The following is an 817-nucleotide window of genomic DNA, read 5'->3' as shown; positions in this document are numbered from 1 at the left end:
CGCACTGCACAACACCTAAACTCCTCTCTGTTTTTTTGATAATCTGCTTCATTAAACAAAATCCCTTCAGACGCTTGTCGTGTTATCTCCGGTAATAAAGCCCCCTCTATTTGCGACAGGAGTCCTTTATGATTTGCCTTCACTGCAAGAAGGTAATTAGCTTCTTTGCTCACTATTTTTTCTGCAATTGATTTTTGACACCCCATGGCGTCAATTGTGACTAAGCACCCTTTTATCTCAAGTAACTCAAGAAGTGTTGGTAACGCTGTTATTTCATTCGACTTTTTATCAACAGGACATTGCGCTAAAACGACACCATTTTCGCATGCAAACGCACTGACCATATAAAGTGCATCGCGCCTATCTGATTGATTAAAAGACCCTTTTAACCGTTTTCCGTCAATAGCCACGACATCGCCCTGGGTTAACTTAGTGCATGCTTTCATCCAAGAAGAAAAAGAATCTTGAAATTGCGTCATATCAATACGGCTTAGTACGCGGGCAATTGTGTCATGACGAGGAATACCTTGCTCTAGGGGGACATATTTCCTGAGCCAATCTAATCTATCATGACCAAAATCTTCAATATCTTCCCAGCCTTGGCATCCAGACACAACAGCGCTGACGGCTAAGAATATGATATCAAATAGTTTATGAACCACTTTACCTTGTTGGCGAGGATCATCGATTGATTCGAAATATTTAAATAGCTGAATATCAAGCATGAGAATGCTCCTTGAAAAAAGGAGTATAAGATCATACTTTTAAGTCAAGGTAAAGTTCGTGATCTTGCCCTGATGTTGGGGCTTCAACACTT

Annotated in this window: 1 protein-coding gene; it reads right to left on the bottom strand. The window is 40.5% G+C overall.

What is annotated here, in order from left to right; translation table 11 throughout:
* On the bottom strand, positions 1–725 hold a 725-nt coding region (locus I6F66_RS20885; RefSeq protein ID WP_197209713.1), incomplete at its 3' end, for an ISAs1 family transposase.
* Positions 726–817: the final 92 nt, after the last annotated feature.

It is taken from the genome of Pseudoalteromonas sp. NZS100_1 (genome assembly GCF_015864285.1).
Lineage (GTDB): Bacteria > Pseudomonadota > Gammaproteobacteria > Enterobacterales > Alteromonadaceae > Pseudoalteromonas > Pseudoalteromonas arctica.
This window is presented reverse-complemented; position numbering and strand designations above follow the sequence as displayed.